This is a genomic window from Nitrosopumilus sp. K4 (assembly GCF_018128925.1).
GTDB lineage: Archaea > Thermoproteota > Nitrososphaeria > Nitrososphaerales > Nitrosopumilaceae > HKST03.
Genome location: NZ_CP067007.1, coordinates 187,986 through 202,012, shown reverse-complemented (window position 1 = coordinate 202,012; position 14,027 = coordinate 187,986). Strand labels below are relative to the sequence as shown.

Genomic DNA, 14,027 nt, shown 5'->3' with positions numbered 1-14,027 from the left:
TAAGCTAAAGTGGCGTCACAGGATTTAATATCTCACAAATACAAATTTTGATCGATGGCCGGACCAAACTATGCTGGAAATATTATTGTAAACTTGGCAAATCTGCCAGATTTTCTCAGGAAACCAATCTTGAAAAAGAGAATGATGGAATTTTTTACTTTATCAGATGAAGAAAAAAAAGAGATCATTAACAATGCATTAGAAGCTGGACCAACAATACCATTTCCAAATTTTTCAAAACTTTTCAAGACATGGTTAGAAATTCTAACTACACTAACAGAAGAAGAAAGGGAAGGATTGTTTTTTGCATATATTGATGAAGTATCAAACAATCCACAAAAATTAATCACATTTAATCTTGATGGAATTTTAGAAATCTATCTAACACTAGATAATGAGAAAAAAGCAATACTTGCTCATACAATAAAGAGAATATTGGACGGTCTAGAAGATACTAAAAAGAAAAGAACGTTTCTTGTGATTCCAGATAATGCAAAAAAACTACTTGGTCTTTAGGCATTAGGTTCATCAGGTTTTCTATTATCCTCGTTACTGTAATCTATAATTTCTCCCTCAGGGGAAAGAACACCAACGAATACTTTTTCATGTTTTTTCAATAATTTTCTATGATCAGGCATGGACATATCTAGTCTCATTTCATTCATCACCATTACACGATATTCCTTCCATTCAGCCCAACATTTGTTGCATGTAGGGTATTTTTCTGCAACCATGTCCAATTGTTCGTTATCAGGTATAGGATTCTTACATTTTGTACAAGTACGACCCATAAAGAATCCATATCAAAACTCCTTTTATCTTTTATTGAATGTAAAGCAATAATAGATAACACAAACAAAATATCTTGTGAAGATCAAATGTCCAAAATGCAAAGAAAATGCAGAACTTGCAATGGATTATTCTTTTGTAAAATGTGACAATTGTGATCTAGATATGAGTTATGGAGAATACGTAAAATTTGTTGCACATAATGAAAAGAAATATTCTGACATTTTAGGAGATTATGCAGGAAGTACTGAGGGACAATCATCAGGCTCCTTAGACGAGTGGGATTAAACAAGATAGTTAAATCATTCATCAGATTAAAATAATTAGTAAAAGAAATTTCTAAACATCATTGGAATTTCTATTAGAAAACATTCTCAATCTAGTTGGATTTTTAGTAGGACTTGGAATTGGAATAATGTCACTGATTGGATTTAGAAATACTGGCAGTCCAACATTATTCAGATTAACAATCGCATTTTTGTCAATCAGTTTAGGATTTTTTGTGATTTGGGCAGGTTACATGGTAGAGGATTTTGTAATAAAATCTGGAAATATAGAAAGATGGATTCAAACTTTAGGAATTGTCATTCAAACCGTAGGATATTTCTTTATTGCATTCTCGCACAGTATAAAATCATTTTTTCCAAAGTCAAGATACTTTAGATCAGTTGGAATTTTCCCATTGTTTCTAGTTTCATCGGTACAAATAGAACATATTTTCAGATCTGTGTCGTTTATACTATTAGCATATGGAGCAATTGAAACAATGCTTTCATATTTTGAAAACAAAAACAAGGGTGCTATTTCAGTTGCAATAGGATTGGCGCTTTTGGCTCTGGGTGAATTTCTAGGATGGTATTCTTTTGTATTTCCAGAATCAATACTCTATACAGTTTCTATGACCATAAAGATTGGAGGGTTAATTGCATTGTTCATTCCAGTTAGCAAAGTCCCCCTAACCAAGATAAAATTTGATGATAATTTTGAAGAATGATTCATTCAGGCTCAAAATTTTGAGATAGAATCTATTTGTCAAAATCTTTTATCTTTTTAGTATATTGGAAAATATCAAGCCACTCTCATAGAAATTTGAAAATAAAATCATAGAGAATAAAATGGCAGAATATAGAACTCATATGAAAATTATTGGGGATATCCTATCCACAACTAGGGATGATCTTCAAGACGAAGATGGTGCAACAGTAACTTACCTGATTAGAAAGGCAAACATATCCCATTCTAGAATTTCTAGAATTCTAAAAACGCTAGTAACACAAGGTTTGTTAGAACAGGTAGAATCAGATAATTCCAACAAGTACAGAATTAGTCAATCAGGAAGAGAGTTTCTGCAAGCATACAAGACATTCAGTTCCTTTGCAGACAACTTTGGATTAACCATCTAATCTTCTATTTCTTCAAATTCATCTAATTCATCATCAAAATCATCTTCAAAATCAGTATCTTCATAATCAGATGGTTGGGACATATCTTCGGTTTGAATTTTTTAAGTGTTAAAAACTTATTCAAATGAAAATGAATAATTAAAGAACGAAGGCACCATTAAAGCATTGAAAGTCAATTGCGATCCTCAAGGAATAGAAAAAGCCAACGAAGAGATAAAAAAAGGAGGAGTCGTGATTTTTCCCACAGACACAGTTTACGGTATTGGTTGTAACCCATACAACGAAAATTCAGTAAAAAAGATCTATGAGATCAAATCAAGGGAAGAAACAAAATTTTTACCAATTTTATCATACTCGAAAGAAACAACAGCATTAATTGTAGAATTTGATGATGTCTCAATGAAATTAGCTGAAAAGTTTTGGCCAGGACCACTAACTTTGGTATTAAAATTAAAAGACGATAGACTGAAAAAACCTCTAAAAATTAACAACAAGATTGCAATCAGAGTTCCAAAAAATAATTGTGTGTTGCAGTTGTTAAAAAAATGTCATTTTTTGATTGGAACTAGTGCAAATATTTCAGGACAAGAGTCGTTTACAGATCCAGAAAAGTGCTATCAAAGTATCAAAGGATTTGATCTGTTTTTAGATGGAGGTAAGATTTCAGGAGGAGTGCCATCAACAATAGCAGAAGTTGAGGATGGGAAATTAAAGATTCTCAGAGAAGGGGTTTTAACTAAAAAGGAGTTGATGGAAATACTTTGAATCTAATCGTTACCTGTGCACGTCATTTAGAACCAGAAACAGAAGAAGAGATAACAAAAATTCTAGGCGAAATGGGAGATTCAGAGCCGTCTATAACAATAACAAAAATGTCAGGTATTTTGACTGCCCAAACATCATTAAATCCAATAGAAGTGGTAAAAAAAATCAAAGAACAACTAATTGATGAGCCATGGTCTATCAGGTATTGTCTTAGAATAATTCCAATTCAAAAAGTTGCAGAGACAAATCTTGATAGTATTGAGAATCAAGTACAGGAATTATCAGATCAAATTTCCGATGATGAAACTTATAGAATATCCATTGAAAAAAGAAATTCAGATGTTTCAGGCCAAGAACTAATTTCAAGAATTGCAAAAAAATTCAAAAATAAAGTGTCATTAGAATTTCCAGACAAAATAATCCTAATTGAGATTTTAGGAAATACAACAGGCGTTGCCATTTTGAAAAAATCAGATGTTTTAAGCGTCGAGAAAACCAAACGCAGTATTTCAGAGTAAAACAGAAGCTCGCTCCACTAGTATATCCTCTAAAGGGGTTTTTGTCAGAACACAATCAATTTGTCTTTTATTAATTCTGAATTGTTTTTTGATACTAAAAGAGTGGTTTTTTGAGAAAATTTCACTCAGAGAGGGTTTTAACGATAAGTACAAACTGTCTAATTCTTTTTTTGGTCCAATTGATACAACAAAAAAATTTTTTTTTGGCTTTATTCCTGCAATCTTTATTGCATCAGAAATTTGTGATGTCAAACCAAATCGCATCAGGATGTCTGTTTCTAATTTTTTTGAAAGTAGATTATCATTTTTTTGACAAATTAAGGACAATGAGATTATTTTTTTGGCATGAGAGGTATTTAGAATAAATTCACTCGAAACTGCTTGAATAATTAACTTAGGAAAGCGTTTTCTTAATCCATCAAGAAATGACACATCAATTTTTTTATCACCTTTGATTTCTAATAGCTGTACATTTTTTTTTGAGGAGGAAAAAATCACTCTTTTTGGCGAGCCGCCATGAATTACGGGAATAATGCTTACTGTGTCACCATCCTTAATGATAGTCATTTTTCCATCCATTGCAGAAGAATCAATTCCATTTACAGCAATGAGAATGTTATCAGTATCAAGCTCCAATGTAGTTTGGGGCTTGATAGATGTCAGATGGCCTAAAAGATCATCTATAGATATATTAGATTTTTGAATCTCCATATGATCAGTTGAAAATGATTTTTTTGCTCCACCTAGAAATTTTACAGTAATCATCAACTAATAGAAAATTCAATTAGAATTAATTTCTTGTTTATTCGGATTTTTCTTCAGACTCTGAAGGTTCTGGTTCTGCTGCTGCCTCAGTTGATTCAACAACATCTTCAGATTTAGTTATGTTAGTTTCCTCAACTTCAGGTTCTACTTCATATGCAGTCTCTTGTTTGATAGCTTCCTCTCTTTGTGCTTGTTTTATCTTCTCTTCACGAATTTGTTTTTTAACATATTTTGTGATATAGCCAGCAACCTCATTTTTCAGTCCTTTAGAGCGAATAATGGATATTTGATCTAGAATTTTTTTGTTATCAGCGAAATCTTCACCAAATTTTGATTGGTGTTTGTCTAGTACTTCATAAGAGAGACGCTTTATTCTATCCACTCCTCGACTAGTGAATTAGGGTTTTTTATACCTATATTCCAAGATATGATTCAGAATTCTTTTCTAGTAACAAAGACATATCGTCAAAGGATTTTGAGAGAATTTTGGAAGCGGCAAAAATCACACTGGGGATAAAGACAACATGGGCAGATTTCATCTCAAAACATCTTGAAAATCTTACAGGGCCATCAGTTTCTACTAGAATTTTTGATTCTTCAGTATTTGACAAAAGCGTTTGTTTATCATTTGCATAGATCATTACAGGGCCATATGAGACAAAAAAGCCCATATCCATTGCATGTCTCAATTGTTTTTTGCTGCCATCAAACCAATGAAGTAAAGCATGTTTAGTATCATAGGATGTCATAATTTGTAGAACATCATCAAGGCTTTTTCTTGAATGAATTGAGATGGGTTTATGGTATTTTTCTGCCACAGATAAAAGAGTTTCAAAGACATGAACTTGTCTTTTGGTATCTTCGTCTGATTGGCAATAAGTAGGATCCAATCCAATTTCACCTATACCACTTAACAATTGATGGTTTTGCTCAATCATATCCACCATCAAATCCAGATCATCTTTTGCACATTCTGGATGAATTCCAATAAAGGGTAAAATCAGTTCGGATGATTTTGCAAGTTCTAATGTATCTTTAGCATCATTTGGATTCATGGAAACACAACATGCTTTTAGATTCATATTTTCCATCACAGAAACAATATTTTTCATGTCTTGACGGTAGGAGGGATCAGACAGATGGATGTGTGAGTCATAATACCAAGTCATTCAAACATATTTTGAAATAGTCTGTATAAATCGATTCCTTGGTGATATTTTTTCACTCAAAATCTTTTATCATAATAATGGAAAATTAGATTAATGAAATCATCAGAGTTAGGACTTTCAGCAATGTATAGAATATTGAAAAAAGCAGGTGCAGAAAGAGTAAGTGACGAGTCTGCAGACGAACTAAGAAGAATCATCGAGGAGTTGGCAGACGGTATTGCAAAAAGTGCCGTAGATATGGCATCACATGCAGGTAGAAAGACGGTAAAGGGCGAAGACATCAAGCTTGCTTCAAAACCATTTACAAAATTCTAATCTAAAGAGTTTAATTGTTCATTTTGTGTTTTTCAAAACGGTACTCTGGCAGAACGGTTATGCGTGGGCCTGCAAAGCCTATACAAGGGGGTTCGACTCCCTCGGGTACCTTTATTCTACTATAATCTGTCCTGCCATCCAAGGGTGGAGCGTACAATAGTAATCATAAGTTCCAGTTTCTTCAAAAGTATAGGAAAATGACTCGTATGGATCTAAATGGCCACTGTCAAACAATCCAGATGGTGAACCATAAAATCCAGAAGTCACACTATGAAACGCAACATCCTCATTTGACCAAATCACTGTTTGTCCTTTGGCAGCAGAAAATGTTGTTGGGACATAACATCGATTGTCTTCTTCGCAACCAGGTCTTGAAACTTTGTTTGGCATGACAATATCGGCCTCAGTAAAATGAGTTTCTGGTTCTGTTTTTAGTTCAGATGTTTTGTTTTGTTTTTGTTCTGGTTGTGGTTCAGGTTCATTTGTTTGAACGCTTTCATTGCTTGCAAACACTGCTATCGTCAATGCAATTGCAATTACAACACCAAAAACAAGAATTTTTTTCTTCAAATCAAACCACAACACAGTCCTAGTTATTATGTAATTACCAAATTCTCTAAATATATAGGATATTAGAAAGACTGCTTGGCTCAAAATGGTAACGGATTACTTGAATACATCCCAGGATCAAAAACCCTGCTAGTTCAGAAAAACTCCACACCGCCATTAGAGGGGTTTTCTGAAAACGTCAAAGAGAGCATAAAAGAATACGCAGATGATTCAAAGAGTGACGTTGAAAAGGGAAATAATTTTCTCCAGTGGGTTTTAACAAGAGTGTTTGAGGCAACAGAAGATGATGCAGCTGATGCAATTGTTGATGGTGCAAATGACTTAGGAATAGACGCTTATCTCCCTGTTGATTTTTCTGATAATACCATTAGACTATTCCAATCAAAATACGGAACATCACATTCTCTGGAAGCAATTGCCAAATTCAAAGAAGATGCAAAAAGATTGCTTGCAAAAGATGTTACAAAGATGAGACCAGAGCTTGCACAGCTTGTAACAAAAATTAAAGAAAAAAACCTGAAAATCAAATGCTGCTATGTCACAGATCAGGAAGTAGATTACAGCGATGACGTTGTCGAGGTAATTGATATTGAAAAAATCATTCAAAAGTTGTGGGACAGAATCAAAAAACCAGCAGCAGGAAAGAAATCATCAATAAAACTAGAAAGAATGCTTAGGCATGAGAACACAATACTGGGAATTTTGAAACTAAGAGAACTTACAGACTTTGTAAGCAAGAACAGAGATTATGTTTTTGAATCAAACATTAGACAGTGGATGCAGTTTAAGACAACTGTAAACAAGGGATTGCGAGAAACACTTCAAACCAATCCAGGGAAATTTTTCTATTACAACAACGGAATTACAATTGTAGTAAGTGACTTTGAGGAATTAGGGGAGAACATGATCAAGCTGCATGCGCCACAAATAGTCAACGGAGCTCAGACATCTAATTCAATTTTAGATCATTCTAAACGGACAAAGAACATGGATGGTTCTATGACAGTTACCATCATAAAAGCAGATGATGAGCAAGAGCAAAACAACATCACAAAGTACAGAAACTCACAGAACTCAGTAAGAGGAAAAGATCTTGTTTCATTAATGGACTTTCACAAATCAATAAAATCACAATTAAGAAACTGTGGTTATTTTTATGAAATTCAGGCAGGATCTTTTGATACAAAAACAAAATCAAAACAATGTGAGTATGAAGGTGATTCTACTTACAATAATTACTTGCCAGACAATCACAAAAAAGTAATCGTTGCAAAGGATGCAATACAGTCACTTGTTGCAGGAATTGAACAACGACCCACTGAAGCATATAGTTCTCCTGCACAATTTCTTCCAAGAGGAAGCAAGTATGATGATATTTTCAATGACAACCTTAAAGACGATTACAGGATTTTGTTGTATCCTTATCTTGTAAAGGAATTTGCAAAAAAGTCTCTAAAATATGGCAAGCAAGGTGGACACAAGACAAAAAGATATGCAACTTTGTTTTATGTCGGAGTATACTTTAGAATACTACACAAGAAAATTCTAGAGACAAAGGGGGATTTCAAAGGAGACATTAGAAAACTAGAGCCAATTTTTCGCAGTTTTAAGTTAAACTCTAGAATACTAAAGCTCACAGACGTGATTGTCACCAAATTTCTAGAAGATACTGTTGTAGATGATGAGATAGAGCTTGCCAACACAAAACACAATTTCTTTTCACAGCATGTCTGGAATGACTCTATGCTCAGAGTTGTTGATAAAAAAATCAGACAAGAAGAAGATGAGATTTTAGCAATCAAAAAGCTAGTCAGTAATTTGCTGTAAACCCATAGGCAGTAGTCTAACCAAGTAAAAATCTTGCAGGAGGTTTACACTGGTCAGACTAGCTACCTAAAATTCTTAGAAACCAGTATTATTTAACATGATTTTTTTGGTTCAAACCCAGAATGTTTTTTATATTGATTAAAGTGAGCAATGATACTTTGGGTTTAAAACTAAAATGCACCATTTGCGGGGATAAAATAGAAATGCAATTCAACCCAATGGAAGAATGGAAGATCAACGGACCATTATGTGGAGATTGCTATTCAAAAAAGCTAGACGAGTATTATCCCGGAGATCATACTAGAGTAAACAAAGAAGAATAATTATTCAGATTTTGAATACTTGTTTACATAAAGACAATTCCAAACAAGAGGATCATCTTTGGCATCTTTTTCATCAACAAATGAGATATCAGTAACAGTTTTTTTTCGTTTAAGTAAATTTACTTGAAAACTAGAAAACTTTTTGCAGATACACACCTTATACAAACATGCATCATTGTCACCTTCATCATGGTCTTCTGCTGCATGCCCACAACTACATAGTGCATCTTTTTTTACATCATTCAAAGTCTGTTCACTGTATACTCCCAATCGTAGATACGCCTCGCCGCCATGACCCTTTTTGAATCTCTCATAATTTTCAGACTTTGGAAGAGTTTTGAAAAAAGACATGTTAGAATCAGGTTTTTGCGACTCTGCTCCCATGATAAACCAGTAGTCATCATCAATCTCGACGAATCGAATCTTGATTGATGGATCTGTCCACCAATGGATTTTTTCAGTCCACAGGTTTGTTGCCTCTTTTCTGTCTGAAAATAAAGGAACGACATTCATTCTAAGATCATAATACCGGTATGCCACTCCAAGAAAAGCATCAAACCACGGTACAGGAGACTGAGAAGACAATCTCACAGAAATCAGGCTAGAGCCTATTTATCTGATCTGAATTGATGGTAATACCCTTATATCTTGGTTTTACAGTACCATTCGTATGGTTTCCTATCGAACTAGCATGCAAATAGTTGCAGATCTTTTGACTGCTACTGAAGAGTCAGGCCAGCAGGGAATTAAAACGACATCTTTGCTTACAAAGGCAAACTTATCACATTCAAGATTATCAAAATTCCTTGAGAACTTGACAGGTTCTGGACTGATCAACAGAATAGAATTTGATGGAAGAAATACATTTGTCATTACTGAAAAAGGAAGACAGTATTTGGAGTCTTATTCAAAGTTCTCCAGCATTGCAGAATCTTTCGGTCTGGAACTCTAGAATCTATTTTTTAGATTTTCTTTTTCGTTCAGCATTTTCTCTTTGGCGCTCTTTTCTTTGTTTGTAGGAGCTGTAAATGACAATAAGTGCTATCCCTGCAATCCCACCATAAAATAATGGAACAATAAATCGACCTTCTCCTGTAGCAGGATCTACAAATGCAATGATGATAGTCACAATCATGAAAATCAAAATTACTGTAAGATACTTGTCCATAATTTACGTGGTTTACAAAACCATATATCTTTTTGAAATGACTTGGGATATAGAGCAAAATGGCAAAAATGTTAGAGTTAATCGGACTGGTGTTGATTGGCATAATGTCTTTGGCATTTGTTGGCGTAATACCTCAAGTAGAACCAGGATTATCCCCAGTGTTTTGGGCATGTGCAGGTGGTGCATTGATGATCATTTTCTATAGAAAGATAAAAAGAAAACAAGAAGAAAACAACAAATGAGATTTTGTGTCATAATTGATCAATGGTTAATCGACCGACAGATCTATAAAGGAGGATCAGAGATAATTTTTGAGGGGAGCATGACAGAAAATAGTAAAAACTGGTGGGAAGGTTTAGGAAAAGAATTAGAAGTTGACATTGAGACCTTCACTGAGACAAGCTCTTAAGATTTTTCTAGTAATTTTAAAAAAATAATTTTTTAAGCCTCGAACGGGATCTGAACCCGCGACCTAACGCTTACGAGGCGTTCGCTCTACCAGGCTGAGCTATCGAGGCACTTTTTGGTGAAGCCATCAGAGTTAATAAAAAGCCTTTCCGATTTTGATCAAATGAAAAAAACAATTTCCGGAATTCGTGGTATATTTGGAGAAGATTTCACTCTAAAAGAGACATTACAGTTTTGCAACAACTTTTCATCACTCATACAGTCTCAAAAATGCGTCATTGGTAAAGACACAAGGCCATCAGGACAAATGGTAAAGGAAACTGCATCAGCTGCGCTGCTAAAAAATGGAATTGATGTATTTGATTTGGGAACTGCGCCGACACCTGTTGTGTTTAGGGAGTCAAGAAAGTACGGTGCAGGAGTAATTGTAACATCATCGCACAACCCTCTAGAATGGAATGGATTAAAGTTCATTATTGATGGAAGAGGCATCAATGAAGAAGAACTGCCAAAGATTTTAGAAAATCAAAAAATATCAAAAACAAAAATTGGTTCTGAAGAAAAAATCTCATCATCATATATCGAGGATGCAAAAAAACTGATAGGAAGTATCCAAAACAACCCAGAAATAGTCATAGACATAGGCGGAGGAGCAACAAGAGACTATGCACCCAAACTACTATCAGAGACAGGCTGCAACATTCATGTGATAAACGGTGAACTATCAAACTGTACCAGAGGACCTGATCCCACAGCAGATAGTTTATCTGATCTTGTCACGGCATCTTCATCAAAAGATATTGGTTTTGCATTTGATCTAGACGGAGATCGTCTAGTTGTTGTAAAAGATGGAAAAAAACAGACACCGGATGTGACTTTGGGCCTCGGAGTGGCAAAGGCACTAGATCTTGGTTACAAAAATTTTGTGCTAAGTATTGATACAAGTGTTTCAATTGAAAAGTTCATCAAAGAGAGAGGCGGAAGTGTTCAAAGATCCAAAGTTGGAGAAGCTAATGTAATTGATTTAATGTTAAAATCAAATGCACAAGCTGGGGGAGAAGGAAGCAGTGCAGGTTTTATTTTGCCAGAATTTAATTATTGTAGAGAAGGAATTCTAACTAGCGGTCTCATAGCATCAATGCTAAGAGATTCAAACTATCAAGAAATTCTAAACTTTATGCAAAGTTATCATCAGACAAGAGAAAAAACAAACGTTGATTCTCAATTTCATGATAAAGTGATCGAAAACATTGCAAAAGAAATGTCCAAAAATTATTCAGAAGTAATCACCCTAGATGGAATTAAAGGGATTATAGATGAAGATAGTTGGGTGTTAATTAGAAAATCAAACACTGAAGACATCATTAGAGTTTCTGCTGAATCAAACAACAAAGAAAAGAGCATGAAAATTACTCAAGACAATCTGAAATTAGTAAGAGAGTGCTATGAAAGGGTTAGATGAATCAGACATTATCAAAATCATTCAGAATGGAATTGGAAACAAAAATTTTGTTTCTGAAGACGTAGAGCAATTCAACATAGGTAAAAGAAACATCATCGTTAAAGTAGACACACTAGTTCAAAGTACAGACATTCCCCCAAAAATGACATTGGCAGAGGCCGCAAGAAAAAGCATTGTAGCATGCATTAGTGACTTTGCAGCAAAGGGAGTAAAGCCACAATTTGGAATAATATCTCTAAACCTTCCAAAGACAATTTCACACTCAAAAATCGTTGAGATTTCAAGGGGAATCAAAAGAGCATCTGATGAATTTCAGATCAAAATCCTAGGAGGAGACACCAATGAGGGACAAGAGATTGTTTTTCATGTTTGTGTTTTTGGTGAATCTGACAGAATTGTTCCAAGAAAAGGTGCAAAATCAGGAGATATCGTGTTTGCAACAGGCCTATTTGGGTTAACAGGAGTAGGATTGAAATCTCTCATTTACAAGAAAAAAGGCAGAAAGGAGTTTGTCCAAAAATGTCAAAAAGCAGTTCTAAAGCCAAAGCCAAGACTGGAGTTTGGTCTAAAAGGCAGAAAATATTTTTCAGCTGCAATGGATTCGAGTGACGGTCTTTCAACTACGCTAAATGAAATGGCAAAGCAGAGCAAGCAAAAGTTTGTCATAGATAAAATCCCAACACCAAAAAGCGTTTATGAGTTTGCAGAACAAAACAAAATTGATTCAATGGATTTGATTTTCAATACAGGTGAGGAATACGAGTTTGTTTTTACAGCGCCAAAAAAATACAGAGACCATATTCATAAACTGGCATCCAAACTAAAAACCCCAGTTGTGCAAATTGGATATGTCACTAAAGGAAAAGGTGTGTATCTTAAAGGAGACAAGTTAGTCCAGATAAAAGATTCTGGGTGGCGTCATTTCAAAAAATAACTATTCACCTGAAAAATAGTCTAGCTCTACTCTTTGTATAATATCAAAGACAGTTGCGGCAGGCAGTCTGTTCACACAGTCATTTATCCAAAGTTCATCAAGAGACAGCAAGGTGTTTCGGTCATATTCTGGAAGCTCATCAGGTGAGGAATCAGGGTATTTCAAATGCATTTTGTATCCTTCAAGTGCAATCTTTTCGCATTTTTTTTCTGTTTCAAGAAATGGAGATATTTCATTTTGGGGAGTTGTATACTGAAAAACAAGAGAGCCAAAAAGGGCAGCAGCTACTGCAATTCCTATAGCGGGTAAAAGTACAGATCCCATACAAAAAATCTCTTTTCTATAGTATTTGAGTAAAATGGATTTTTCAGCAAGGTGTCAAAATACGAACAGATTTGAAAATCAATGTTTTTTAAACCCTTTAAGGTGTGAGTAGACATTGTCAGAAACTGAAGCCAAGATTGAAGAGGTAGAGACTCCAGTAGAGGAGACTGAGCCTGAAAAAGAGGTTCAAGATACTCAACAATCACAGCCAGAAGCAAAAAAAGAAGGGCCTGAAAAATGGGGAATTGCCCACATTTACAGCAGTTATAACAATACAATTATCCACATGACTGATCTTACAGGCGGAGAGACAGTTGCAATCAGTTCTGGCGGAATTCATGTCAACGCTGACAGATACGAGTCATCGCCATTTGCTGCAATGAAAGCTGCAAATGCAGTTGTTGAATCTGCAAGAACAAAAGGATTCACAGGTTTTCATATCAGAGTAAGAGCAGTTGGCGGAGTTGGTTCTAGAGTTCCAGGTCCAGGTGCACAAGCTGCAATTAGAGCTTTGGCAAGAGGCGGATTTAAAATCGGAAGAATCGATGATGTTACTCCAATCCCTCATGACACCACTAGAAAGAAAGGTGGAAAGAGAGGAAGAAGAGTCTAGGAAGTAGATTTTACCTTAACGTTGCAACCTTTAGTGTTAAGATAATCAGACATAAATTTTCCAAACTTTTCTTCGGGTTTACCCCAACCATATTTACCAATCATGTCTGCAAATTTTGTTTCAATTCCATGTTGTAAATCAGGTTTGAATGCTATTTTGAAAAAAGTCCAGCCAAAGTTTGTCGTAGGTTCACTTAACACATAACCGTTGTAGCAACCAAGAAGACTTTCCATGTGCGACATTGCTTTTTTTAGATTAAGCAGATCATCGGTGTAATTTTTTGTGCTGATTTCTAACACCACATCCATTAACCTTCACCATCATCAAGGGATTGTTTACTTAGTTTGTCAGACAGTGAAACAAATTTTCCGTCTTGTTCAATGTTGATTTTTGTTTCCATGCGAATGTTTAGTCCAACTGATCTAAACAATAGCAATAATTTTCCACCATCAAGTGTTTCATCAATTTCTCCGCTTTTGATTAATTCAGCTAGTTTTTCAACAATAATTTTTGTTTCGTTTGGGAATTGAGATTCTGCGTTTTGTAAGACCTCAAGACCACGATATCCAAGTTTAGGTACTAGAATTTCTCTTGGAGTTTTAGTCTCTTTTGGTTTTTGTTCTGGTTGTTTTTCTGTATTTTGTTTAAATGAGATGTTTTTTTGCATCTCAGCG

General features: G+C 34.8%; 25 protein-coding genes and 1 tRNA gene. 15 read left to right on the top strand and 11 right to left on the bottom strand.

Translation table 11 applies throughout. The annotated features are described in order from the left end of the window. Window positions 1-54 precede the first annotated feature (54 nt). Window positions 55-516, top strand: a complete 462-nt coding sequence (locus NsoK4_RS01150; RefSeq protein WP_211687577.1) for a hypothetical protein — start codon at window positions 55-57, stop codon at window positions 514-516. Here the strand turns inward: NsoK4_RS01150 and NsoK4_RS01145 are convergent. Further along, window positions 513-791, bottom strand: a complete 279-nt coding sequence (locus tag NsoK4_RS01145; RefSeq protein ID WP_211687576.1) for a Fe(2+)-trafficking protein — start codon at window positions 789-791, stop codon at window positions 513-515. The genes NsoK4_RS01150 and NsoK4_RS01145 overlap by 4 nt on opposite strands. A 76-nt stretch (window positions 792-867) precedes the next feature. Between NsoK4_RS01145 and NsoK4_RS01140 the strand changes: the two genes are divergently transcribed. From NsoK4_RS01140 to NsoK4_RS01120, 5 genes are all read left to right on the top strand, one after another. Beyond that, window positions 868-1,077 carry a hypothetical protein gene (locus NsoK4_RS01140; RefSeq protein ID WP_211687575.1) on the top strand — a complete coding sequence of 70 codons (210 nt, stop codon included), beginning with the start codon at window positions 868-870 and terminating at the stop codon, window positions 1,075-1,077. A 61-nt stretch (window positions 1,078-1,138) separates the two neighbouring features. Further along, on the top strand, window positions 1,139-1,783 hold the full coding sequence (locus NsoK4_RS01135) for a hypothetical protein (RefSeq protein WP_211687574.1): 645 nt from the start codon (window positions 1,139-1,141) through the stop codon (window positions 1,781-1,783). Between the two features lie 121 nt (window positions 1,784-1,904). Next, a complete protein-coding gene (locus NsoK4_RS01130; RefSeq protein WP_211687573.1) occupies window positions 1,905-2,192 on the top strand; it encodes a winged helix-turn-helix domain-containing protein in 288 nt (95 codons plus the stop codon). A gap of 165 nt (window positions 2,193-2,357) precedes the next feature. Then, a complete protein-coding gene (locus NsoK4_RS01125) occupies window positions 2,358-2,957 on the top strand; it encodes an L-threonylcarbamoyladenylate synthase (protein ID WP_211687572.1) in 600 nt (199 codons plus the stop codon). Then, a complete protein-coding gene (locus NsoK4_RS01120; protein ID WP_211687571.1) occupies window positions 2,954-3,475 on the top strand; it encodes a THUMP domain-containing protein in 522 nt (173 codons plus the stop codon). The genes NsoK4_RS01125 and NsoK4_RS01120 overlap by 4 nt, the downstream gene beginning before the upstream one ends. Here NsoK4_RS01120 and cgi121 read toward each other — a convergent pair. Genes cgi121 through NsoK4_RS01105 form a run of 3 tightly spaced genes read right to left on the bottom strand, consistent with a single transcriptional unit; the run spans window position 3,467 to window position 5,409 of the window. Continuing rightward, window positions 3,467-4,240: a KEOPS complex subunit Cgi121 gene (gene cgi121, locus NsoK4_RS01115; protein ID WP_211687570.1), complete on the bottom strand. Its 774-nt coding sequence runs from the start codon at window positions 4,238-4,240 to the stop codon at window positions 3,467-3,469. The genes NsoK4_RS01120 and cgi121 overlap by 9 nt on opposite strands. A 37-nt stretch (window positions 4,241-4,277) precedes the next feature. Then, window positions 4,278-4,622 carry a hypothetical protein gene (locus NsoK4_RS01110; protein WP_211687569.1) on the bottom strand — a complete coding sequence of 115 codons (345 nt, stop codon included), beginning with the start codon at window positions 4,620-4,622 and terminating at the stop codon, window positions 4,278-4,280. Window positions 4,623-4,653: 31 nt separating this feature from the next. Then, window positions 4,654-5,409: a TatD family hydrolase gene (locus NsoK4_RS01105; protein WP_211687568.1), complete on the bottom strand. Its 756-nt coding sequence runs from the start codon at window positions 5,407-5,409 to the stop codon at window positions 4,654-4,656. Between the two features lie 93 nt (window positions 5,410-5,502). On the opposite strand from NsoK4_RS01105, the gene NsoK4_RS01100 reads away from it, so the two are divergent. Continuing rightward, window positions 5,503-5,724: a histone family protein gene (locus tag NsoK4_RS01100; RefSeq protein WP_211687567.1), complete on the top strand. Its 222-nt coding sequence runs from the start codon at window positions 5,503-5,505 to the stop codon at window positions 5,722-5,724. Window positions 5,725-5,835: 111 nt separating this feature from the next. On the opposite strand, the gene NsoK4_RS09995 is transcribed toward NsoK4_RS01100, so the two are convergent. Then, complete coding sequence (locus tag NsoK4_RS09995) at window positions 5,836-6,294, bottom strand: plastocyanin/azurin family copper-binding protein (protein ID WP_249111085.1); 459 nt, start codon at window positions 6,292-6,294, stop codon at window positions 5,836-5,838. A 75-nt stretch (window positions 6,295-6,369) separates the two neighbouring features. On the opposite strand from NsoK4_RS09995, the gene NsoK4_RS01090 reads away from it, so the two are divergent. After that, window positions 6,370-8,121: an AIPR family protein gene (locus NsoK4_RS01090; protein ID WP_211687566.1), complete on the top strand. Its 1,752-nt coding sequence runs from the start codon at window positions 6,370-6,372 to the stop codon at window positions 8,119-8,121. Window positions 8,122-8,264: 143 nt separating this feature from the next. Then, window positions 8,265-8,444, top strand: a complete 180-nt coding sequence (locus tag NsoK4_RS01085) for a hypothetical protein (RefSeq protein WP_211689075.1) — start codon at window positions 8,265-8,267, stop codon at window positions 8,442-8,444. Here NsoK4_RS01085 and NsoK4_RS01080 read toward each other — a convergent pair whose 3' ends face one another. Continuing rightward, a complete protein-coding gene (locus tag NsoK4_RS01080; RefSeq protein WP_211688770.1) occupies window positions 8,445-9,029 on the bottom strand; it encodes a hypothetical protein in 585 nt (194 codons plus the stop codon). It lies immediately after the preceding gene. 85 nt (window positions 9,030-9,114) lie between these two features. On the opposite strand from NsoK4_RS01080, the gene NsoK4_RS01075 reads away from it, so the two are divergent. Beyond that, on the top strand, window positions 9,115-9,396 hold the full coding sequence (locus tag NsoK4_RS01075; RefSeq protein WP_249111084.1) for a winged helix-turn-helix domain-containing protein: 282 nt from the start codon (window positions 9,115-9,117) through the stop codon (window positions 9,394-9,396). A gap of 3 nt (window positions 9,397-9,399) precedes the next feature. Here the strand turns inward: NsoK4_RS01075 and NsoK4_RS01070 are convergent, their stop codons facing one another. Next, complete coding sequence (locus tag NsoK4_RS01070) at window positions 9,400-9,612, bottom strand: hypothetical protein (RefSeq protein WP_211687565.1); 213 nt, start codon at window positions 9,610-9,612, stop codon at window positions 9,400-9,402. Between the two features lie 59 nt (window positions 9,613-9,671). Between NsoK4_RS01070 and NsoK4_RS01065 the strand changes: the two genes are divergently transcribed. Together NsoK4_RS01065 and NsoK4_RS01060 are read left to right on the top strand one after the other, a co-directional pair. After that, on the top strand, window positions 9,672-9,854 hold the full coding sequence (locus NsoK4_RS01065) for a hypothetical protein (protein ID WP_211687564.1): 183 nt from the start codon (window positions 9,672-9,674) through the stop codon (window positions 9,852-9,854). Next, window positions 9,851-10,021, top strand: a complete 171-nt coding sequence (locus NsoK4_RS01060; protein ID WP_211687563.1) for a hypothetical protein — start codon at window positions 9,851-9,853, stop codon at window positions 10,019-10,021. The genes NsoK4_RS01065 and NsoK4_RS01060 overlap by 4 nt, the downstream gene beginning before the upstream one ends. A 35-nt stretch (window positions 10,022-10,056) precedes the next feature. Here NsoK4_RS01060 and NsoK4_RS01055 read toward each other — a convergent pair. Further along, window positions 10,057-10,130 (bottom strand) — tRNA-Thr (locus tag NsoK4_RS01055). A gap of 53 nt (window positions 10,131-10,183) precedes the next feature. On the opposite strand from NsoK4_RS01055, the gene NsoK4_RS01050 reads away from it, so the two are divergent. After that, window positions 10,184-11,482, top strand: a complete 1,299-nt coding sequence (locus tag NsoK4_RS01050; RefSeq protein WP_211687562.1) for a phosphomannomutase — start codon at window positions 10,184-10,186, stop codon at window positions 11,480-11,482. Continuing rightward, on the top strand, window positions 11,466-12,416 hold the full coding sequence (gene thiL, locus NsoK4_RS01045) for a thiamine-phosphate kinase (RefSeq protein ID WP_211687561.1): 951 nt from the start codon (window positions 11,466-11,468) through the stop codon (window positions 12,414-12,416). Before NsoK4_RS01050 ends, thiL begins: the two co-directional genes overlap by 17 nt. Here the strand turns inward: thiL and NsoK4_RS01040 are convergent, their stop codons facing one another. Next, window positions 12,417-12,740 carry a hypothetical protein gene (locus NsoK4_RS01040; protein ID WP_211687560.1) on the bottom strand — a complete coding sequence of 108 codons (324 nt, stop codon included), beginning with the start codon at window positions 12,738-12,740 and terminating at the stop codon, window positions 12,417-12,419. It lies immediately after the preceding gene. Between the two features lie 115 nt (window positions 12,741-12,855). Here NsoK4_RS01040 and NsoK4_RS01035 point away from each other — a divergent pair, with 115 nt between their 5' ends. Next, the gene (locus NsoK4_RS01035) at window positions 12,856-13,353 is read left to right on the top strand and encodes a 30S ribosomal protein S11 (RefSeq protein WP_211687559.1); all 498 of its coding nucleotides are present in this window, start codon (window positions 12,856-12,858) and stop codon (window positions 13,351-13,353) included. Here NsoK4_RS01035 and NsoK4_RS01030 read toward each other — a convergent pair. Both NsoK4_RS01030 and NsoK4_RS01025 read right to left on the bottom strand, forming a co-directional pair. Continuing rightward, the gene (locus tag NsoK4_RS01030; RefSeq protein ID WP_211687558.1) at window positions 13,350-13,661 is read right to left on the bottom strand and encodes a hypothetical protein; all 312 of its coding nucleotides are present in this window, start codon (window positions 13,659-13,661) and stop codon (window positions 13,350-13,352) included. The two genes, NsoK4_RS01035 and NsoK4_RS01030, sit on opposite strands and share 4 nt — an antisense overlap. Then, window positions 13,661-14,020: a DNA-binding protein gene (locus NsoK4_RS01025; RefSeq protein WP_371816036.1), complete on the bottom strand. Its 360-nt coding sequence runs from the start codon at window positions 14,018-14,020 to the stop codon at window positions 13,661-13,663. The genes NsoK4_RS01030 and NsoK4_RS01025 overlap by 1 nt, the downstream gene beginning before the upstream one ends. Window positions 14,021-14,027 lie beyond the last annotated feature (7 nt).